Annotated in this window: 5 protein-coding genes; 2 read left to right on the forward strand and 3 right to left on the reverse strand. The window is 71.5% G+C overall.

Going from position 1 to position 7,472, the window contains the following annotated elements; genetic code table 11:
- Positions 1-108 precede the first annotated feature (108 nt).
- Both ACFRFC_RS37775 and ACFRFC_RS37780 read left to right on the forward strand, forming a co-directional pair.
- Entirely contained in the window at positions 109-1,815 is a 1,707-nt protein-coding gene (locus ACFRFC_RS37775; protein ID WP_382685505.1) for an ATP-binding protein, read from the forward strand.
- Complete coding sequence (locus ACFRFC_RS37780) at positions 1,812-2,537, forward strand: response regulator (protein WP_382685502.1); 726 nt, start codon at positions 1,812-1,814, stop codon at positions 2,535-2,537. The genes ACFRFC_RS37775 and ACFRFC_RS37780 overlap by 4 nt, the downstream gene beginning before the upstream one ends.
- 39 nt (positions 2,538-2,576) lie before the next feature.
- Here ACFRFC_RS37780 and glgB read toward each other — a convergent pair whose 3' ends face one another.
- The 3 genes from glgB to ACFRFC_RS37795 all read right to left on the reverse strand — a co-directional run.
- Complete coding sequence (gene glgB, locus ACFRFC_RS37785) at positions 2,577-4,817, reverse strand: 1,4-alpha-glucan branching enzyme (RefSeq protein ID WP_382685499.1); 2,241 nt, start codon at positions 4,815-4,817, stop codon at positions 2,577-2,579.
- A 31-nt stretch (positions 4,818-4,848) separates the two neighbouring features.
- Positions 4,849-6,264, reverse strand: a complete 1,416-nt coding sequence (locus ACFRFC_RS37790; RefSeq protein ID WP_382685497.1) for a maltokinase — start codon at positions 6,262-6,264, stop codon at positions 4,849-4,851.
- A gap of 99 nt (positions 6,265-6,363) precedes the next feature.
- A partial coding sequence (locus ACFRFC_RS37795) for an alpha-glucosidase C-terminal domain-containing protein (RefSeq protein ID WP_383112699.1) occupies positions 6,364-7,472 on the reverse strand: 1,109 nt, incomplete at its 5' end.

Consider the following 7,472-nt stretch of genomic DNA (forward strand, 5'->3'; position numbering starts at 1 on the left):
TCACGTCCGGGAGTTTTTGAGGATTGCGGTGACTATCTCCTGGCGTGTGAGGCCGGTCACCCTTACGTTCATTTAGTTCACGCTTAAGTCGCGAGGCACACTGACGTCATGTCGCGTATCCCTTCCCTGAGGCCGAGGAGCCTGGCCGGTCAGCTGTTCGCCATGCAGGCGGTGCTGATAGCGGTGCTCGTGGCCGGGTACGCGCTCTTCACCTACGTCAGCGACCGCAGCCAGGCCCAGGACGCGGCCGGACAGCAGGCGATGGCGGTGGCCCGCGCGGTGGCCGACGCCCCCTCGGTGGCCGAGGCGATCCACACCACCGACCCCACCGCCCAGCTCCAGCCCTACGCGGTACGGGTCATGGAGGACACCGGCATCGACTTCGTGACGATCATGGATCCGCAGGGCATCCGCTGGACCCACCCCGACGAGAGCCAGATCGGCAAACCGTTCCTCGGCCACATCGACGCCGCCCTCAAGGGCGAGGCCATCACCGAGACCTACACCGGCACCCTCGGCCCGTCCGTCCGCGCGGTCACCCCGATCACCGCCGACGGCAAGGTCATCGGCCTGGTCAGCGCCGGGATCCGGGTCGATGCGATCAGCCGCCGGGTGCAGGAGCAGGTCACCGCGCTGATCGGGGTCGCGGGCGGCGCGCTCGCCCTCGGCGCGGTCGGCACGTACGTCATCAATGCCCGGCTGCGCCGCCACACCCACGGCATGAACGCATCCGAGCTGAGCCGGATGCATGACTACCACCAGGCCGCCCTGCACGCCGTGCGCGAGGGGCTGCTGATGCTGGACGGGCAGTACCGGGTGGCGCTGATCAACGACGGCGGGCGTGAGCTGCTCGGCGTCAGCGGCGAGGTGGTGGGCCGCTCGGTCGCCGACCTCGGACTGCCCGCCCAGCTCACCGGGGCCCTGCTGTCCGGCGAGCCGCGCGTGGACGAGGTGCATCTGACCGCCGACCGGGTGCTCGTCATCAACACCTCACCGGTCTCCGGCGGTGAGCGGCGCGGCGCGGTGGTGACCCTGCGGGACGTCACGGAACTCCAGTCCCTGACGGGCGAGCTGGACTCCGAGCGCGGCTTCACCCAGGCCCTGCGCTCCCAGGCCCACGAGGCGGCCAACCGCCTGCACACCGTCGTCTCCCTCATCGAACTGGGCCGCGCGGACGAGGCCGTCGCCTTCGCGACCGCCGAGCTGGAACTGGCCCAGGCCCTCACCGACCAGGTGGTGGCCGCGGTCAGCGAACCGGTCCTCGCCGCGCTGCTGCTGGGCAAGACCGCCCAGGCCAATGAGCGGGGCGTGGAGCTGGAGGTCTCCCGGGAGAGCGGCGGCCTCGACGACGGACTGCTGCCACGGGCCTTGCCCGCCCGGGATCTGGTGACCATCCTGGGCAACCTGATCGACAACGCCGTGGACGCGGCACAGGGGAGCGTGGGGGCGCGGGTGACGGTGGCCGCGTACACGGAACCCCTCCGGGAGGAGACCGGTGAGGAACTGGTGCTGCGGGTGACCGACACCGGGGAGGGCGTCGACCCGGCCCACACGGACCTGGTGTTCCAGCGCGGCTACTCCACCAAACCGGCCGGACCGGGCGGCCGGGGGCTGGGCCTCGCCCTGGTCCGCCAGGCCGTCCACCGCCACGAGGGGACACTGACGGTGACACAGGCGCCGGACGGCGGGGCACGGTTCGAGGTACGGCTGCCCCTACGGGCGACGGCGACAGCCACACCGACCGTGACGGAGACGGTGACAGCGACATCGGCAGCGACAGCGACACGGAACACAGTGACCGGAGGACGGGCATGACCGGCGCGGACAGGGCGGACCGGGGTGCGACGCGGCCGATCCGCGTGCTGGTGGTGGAGGACGACCCCGTCGCCGCCGACGCCCATGTCATGTACGTCGGCCGGGTGCCCGGCTTCACCGCCGTCGGCAAGGCCCACACCGGCGCGGAGGCGCGGCGCGCGCTGGAACGCGACCCGGTCGATCTGCTCCTCCTGGACCTCCACCTGCCCGATGCGCACGGACTGCAACTGGCGCGCTCGCTGCGGGCGGCCGGTTACCACGCGGACGTGATAGCGGTGACGTCCGCCCGGGACCTGGCGGTGGTCCGCGAAGGCGTCTCCCTCGGCGTGGTGCAGTACGTCCTGAAGCCCTTCACCTTCGCCACCCTGCGCGACCGCCTCGTCCGTTACGCCGAGTTCCGGGCGTCGGCGGGCGAGGCCAGCGGGCAGGACGAGGTCGACCGAGCCCTCGCCAACCTGCGCGCCCCCGGCCCGGCCGCCCTCCCCAAGGGCCTGAGCGGCCCGACCCTGGAGCGGGTCACCTCCACGCTGCGCACCTGCGACGAGGGCCTCACCGCGGCCGGGGTCGCCGAGGCGGTCGGCATCTCGCGCATCACGGCCCGGCGCTACCTGGAGCACCTCGTCGAAGCGGGCTGGGCGGGCCGCAGCCCGCAGTACGGGCAGGTCGGGCGGCCGGAGTTGGTATACCGCTGGGTCCGCGGGACGCCTGCCCCGGAGCGCTGAGCCCCCCGCCAACTGCCCCCCGCCAACTGCCCCCCGACATCAAGCCGGACGCAGCCACACCGTCGACAACGGCGGCAGCGTCACCCTCACACTCGCCGGACGGCCATGCGCGGCGACCGCCTCCGGCTTCACCGGGTCCGGTCGGCCCACGCCGCCGCCCCCGTACCGTACGGCGTCCGTGTTGAGGGACTCGTGCCAGGCGGGGACGTCGTCCGGGACGCCCAGGCGGTAGTCGGCGCGGACGACCGGTGAGAAGTTGCTGACCGACAGCAGCGGTGTCCCGTCGGCCGCCCGGCGGAGGAAGGCGAAGACGTTGTCGTCCACGGTGTCCCCGGCGTTCCCGGCGATCCACTCGAACCCGGCCGGGTCGGTGTCGCGCTGCCACAGGGCGGGCGTATGCCGGTAGGTGGTGTTCAGGTCGCGTACCAGGTCCCGTACGCCCCGGTGGTCCGGCTCCGCCGCGTACGACGGGTCCAGGAGCCACCAGTCCGGGCCGTGTGCCTCCGACCATTCCGCGCCCTGCGCGAAATCCTGGCCCATGAAGAGGAGTTGCTTGCCCGGGTGGGCCCACATGAAGGCGAGGTAGGCGCGGTGGTCGGCCCGTTGCTGCCACCAGTCGCCCGGCATCTTCGACACCAGGGAGCGCTTGCCGTGCACCACCTCGTCGTGCGAGATCGGCAGGAGGTAGTTCTCGCTGTACGCGTACACCATCGAGAACGTCATCTTCTGGTGATGGTGCCTGCGGTGGACCGGGTCATGGGACAGATACGCCAGCGAGTCGTGCATCCAGCCCATGTTCCACTTCAGACCGAAGCCCAGGCCGCCGAAGCCGCTCGGGCCCTCGTGGTGGGTGGCGCGGGTGACGCCGTCCCACGACGTCGACTCCTCGGCGATGGTCACCACCCCCGGCGTCCGGCGGTACACCGTCGCGTTCATCTCCTGGAGGAACGCCACCGCGTCAAGGTTCTCCCGGCCGCCGTGCTCGTTCGGCGTCCACTGGCCCGGCTCGCGCGAATAGTCCAGGTAGAGCATCGAGGCGACCGCGTCCACCCGCAGGCCGTCGACATGGAACTCCTCGCACCAGTACACGGCGTTCGCCACCAGGAAGTTGCGCACCTCACGGCGGCCGTAGTCGAACTCCAGCGTCCCCCAGTCCGGATGCGCCGCCCGCAAGGGGTCCCCGTGCTCGTACAGCGCACGCCCGTCGAACTCCGCCAGTGCCCAGTCGTCCCTCGGGAAGTGCGCCGGGACCCAGTCCAGGATCACCCCGATGCCCGCCCGGTGCAGGGCGTCCACCAGGAACCGGAAGTCGTCCGGGCTGCCCAGGCGGGCCGTGGGCGCGTAGAAGCCGGTGACCTGATAGCCCCAGGAGCCGCCGAATGGGTGCTCGGCCAGGGGCATCAGCTCTACGTGCGTGAAGCCCAAGTCGCTTACATACGCGGGGAGTTGCTCGGCCAGTTGGCGGTAGGTCAGGCCCGGTCGCCAGGACGCCAGGTGCAGCTCGTACACCGAGAAGGGCGCCTCGTGCACCGGGACCTCGCCCCGCCGGGCCAGCCACCGCGCGTCACCCCACTCGTACGCCGACGCCGTCACCACCGACGCCGTGTCCGGCGGTACCTCCGTCCGGCGGGCCAGCGGGTCCGCGCGCAGGGTCTTCGAACCGTCCGCGCGGGTGATCTCGTACTTGTACAGCTCGCCCACGCCGACCCCCGGCACGAACAGCTCCCACACCCCGGTGCCGCCCAGCGACCGCATGGGGAAGCCCGTGCCGTCCCAGTGGTTGAAGGTCCCGGCCACGCGCACGCCCAGGGCGTTCGGCGCCCAGACCGTGAAGCGGGTGCCGGTCACGTCCTGGTGGGTCATCGGCTCGGCGCCCAGCGCCTTCCACAGCTGCTCATGTCGGCCCTCGCCGATCAGATGCAGATCGACCTCCCCGAGCGCGGGCAGAAAGCGGTACGGGTCCTCCGTGTCCAGCACCGTGCCCTCGTACGTCACCTGGAGGCGGTACCCCGGTACGTCCCGCAGGGGCAGCAGGCCGGAGAACAGGCCGTCGCCGTCGTGGTGGAGAGCGGTGCGCAGCCCGCCCGCCACCACCGTGACCGCCAGCGCGTAGGGGCGCAGCGCCCGGACGACCACTCCGCCGGGGGCCGGGTGCGCGCCCAGGACGGAGTGCGGCGCGTGGTGGGTGCCGGAGAGCAGCCGGGCGCGGTCGGTGGCGTCGAGGGCGGGGGAGGGGGTGACCTTGGGGTTCGGGGTGCTGGACGGGGGGCGGGCGGTCACGGAGGAGCCTCCTTGGCGCGGGTGCGGATCGTCAGGACGGGTCGGCCAGGCGGTCGATCGCCGCCAGGGGCACGGCGAGCCAGTCGGGCCGGTGCCGTGCCTCGTACACCACTTCGTACACCGCCTTGTCGGTCTCGTACGCCCGCAGCAGTACGGCGTCGCCGCGCGGATCGTCGCCCGTCACCTGCGCGTAGCCCGCGCAGTAGGCGTCCCGGCAGGCGTCCGCCCAGGCCGCCGCCGCCCGCTCCGGCAGCGGGGGGCGGACCGAGTGCGCGGCGTAGTCGAAGGACCGCAGCATGCCCGCGATGTCCCGGACCACCGGCTGCGGCAGCCGGCGTTCGGTGAGCGACTTGGCCGGTTCGCCCTCGAAGTCGATCAGCGACCAGGCACCGGAGGGGGCGCGCAGGCACTGTCCGAGGTGCAGATCCCCGTGGACGCGCTGAGCGCGCCGCTCCCGGCCCTCCCCGTCTTCTCCGGCCAGCGCGTCGAAGACTCGCCGCAGCTTCGGCTCGTACCCCCGCAGCGCCGGTACCGCCCGTACCGCCGCCGTCAGCCGTGACCGCATCCCCGCGACCAGCGGTTCCAGCTGGGCGCGTCCCACGGTCACCGTGGGCAGCGCGCGGGCGAGGGCGGTGTGCACCTCGGCCGTGGCCCGGCCCAGGTCATGGGCCTCGGCGATGAAGTCCTCGCCCTTGGCCAGAGCGCGCAGCACCAGTTCCCAGCCGTCGGTGGCGCCCCGCAGATACGGCTGGAGGATGCCGAGGACGTACGGGTCGCCGCCCAGCTCCGCCCGGATCCATGCCGTGGGGGCGGGGACGCGTGCGCAGCCCTGCTCGGACAGGGCCAGGGGGAGTTCCAGATCGGGGTTGACGCCGGGTGAGATACGGCGGAACAGCTTGAGGATGAACGTATCTCCAAAGATGACGGAGGAATTGGACTGCTCGGCGGTGAGCATCCGGGGGGCGAGGTCCGGGCCGATCTCGTGGGCCGGGCCGATCTCGCGGTTCGGGCCGATCTCGCGGTTCGGGGCGCGGTCGAAACGCAGGTGCCCGCCGATGCGGGCCCGGGAGCGCAGGGCCTCCAGGAGCAGTTCGGCGGGCCGGGGGTCGTGGAGGGCGTCGTACACCGTGCGTCCGGCGAGCGGGCCCTCGGTCACCTGGCCGATCAGGGCGGGTGCCAGCCGGGGCGGCAGTGCCTCGCGCACCCCGATGAGGAGCTGGTAGCAGTCGCCGCGTGGTGGCTGATGGGCCCGTACGAGGAGGTGGTACAGGCCGAGTGTGCCGGTGTGCGGGAGCAGTTCGGTGGCCGCAACCAGCGAGAAGCCGGTGACGGGACGCCCCTTTCCGGCGAACCAGCGCTGCCGTGGCAGCCAGGGCCGCAGCAGGGGGTCCAGGGAGGGGAGAAGGCCGGGGCTGGTCGAGGCGGCACGGGTGACGGCTTCCGACATGGCGGGCGTCCTTTCCCCGGGGGCGGGGTGTTACGTATGCGTGCCCGGGGCGGGGTGGGGGAAACCGCCCCGCCCGCGAGTTCTACGCGGCGTCCTTTGCTACGCGGCGTCCTTGCGGAGCCGGAACCAGTAGAAGCCGTGACCGCCCAGGGTCAGCAGATACGGCAGCTCCCCGATCGCCGGGAACCGCACCCCGCCGATCAGCTCCACCGGGTGCCGTCCCGCGAACTGGCGCAGATCCAGTTCGGTGGGCTGGGCGAACCGCGAGAAGTTGTTCACGCACAGCACCAGATCGTCCTCGTACTGCCGGGTGAAGGCGAGGACGGCGGGGTTGGTGGAGGGGAGTTCGGTGTAGGTGCCGAGGCCGAAGGCGGGGTTCTGTTTGCGGATCTCGATCATCCGGCGGGTCCAGTGCAGCAGCGAGGAGGGGGAGGACATGGATGCCTCGACGTTGGTGACCTGGTAGCCGTAGACGGGGTCCATGATCGTGGGGAGGAAGAGGCGTCCGGGGTCGGAGGAGGAGAAGCCGGCGTTGCGGTCGGGGGTCCATTGCATGGGGGTGCGGACGGCGTCGCGGTCGCCGAGCCAGATGTTGTCGCCCATGCCGATCTCGTCGCCGTAGTAGAGGATCGGTGAGCCGGGGAGGGAGAGGAGGAGGGCGGTGAAGAGTTCGATCTGGTTGCGGTCGTTGTCGAGGAGGGGGGCGAGCCGGCGGCGGATGCCGATGTTGGCGCGCATACGCGGGTCCTTCGCGTATTCCGCGTACATGTAGTCGCGTTCCTCGTCGGTGACCATTTCGAGGGTCAGCTCGTCATGGTTGCGCAGGAAGACGCCCCACTGACAGCCCGACGGGATCGCCGGGGTCTTGGCCAGGACCTCGGAGACGGGATAGCGGGATTCCCGGCGGACGGCCATGAAGATGCGGGGCATGACCGGGAAGTGGAACGCCATGTGGCATTCGTCGCCGCCCGAGGCGAAGTCGCCGAAGTAGTCGACCACATCCTCCGGCCACTGGTTGGCCTCGGCCAGCAGGACCGTGTCCGGGTAGTGGGCGTCGATTTCCTTGCGGACCCGTTTGAGGAGGTCATGGGTGGGCGGGAGGTTCTCGCAGTTGGTGCCTCCCTGCGCGAACAGGTAGGGGACGGCGTCGAGCCGGAAGCCGTCGATGCCGAGGTCCAGCCAGAATTTCAGCGCGGAGAGGATTTCTT

The sequence above is a fragment of the Streptomyces sp. NPDC056734 genome (assembly GCF_042790455.1).
In the GTDB taxonomy this organism is placed as follows: domain Bacteria; phylum Actinomycetota; class Actinomycetes; order Streptomycetales; family Streptomycetaceae; genus Streptomyces.

Coding starts and splice junctions, on each gene's coding strand:
- ACFRFC_RS37780 (WP_382685502.1), top strand. CDS start 1,812: ATGACCGGCGCGGACAGGGCGGACCGGGGTGCGACGCGGCCGATCCGC.
- ACFRFC_RS37790 (WP_382685497.1), bottom strand. CDS start 6,264: ATGTCGGAAGCCGTCACCCGTGCCGCCTCGACCAGCCCCGGCCTTCTC.
- ACFRFC_RS37775 (WP_382685505.1), top strand. CDS start 109: ATGTCGCGTATCCCTTCCCTGAGGCCGAGGAGCCTGGCCGGTCAGCTG.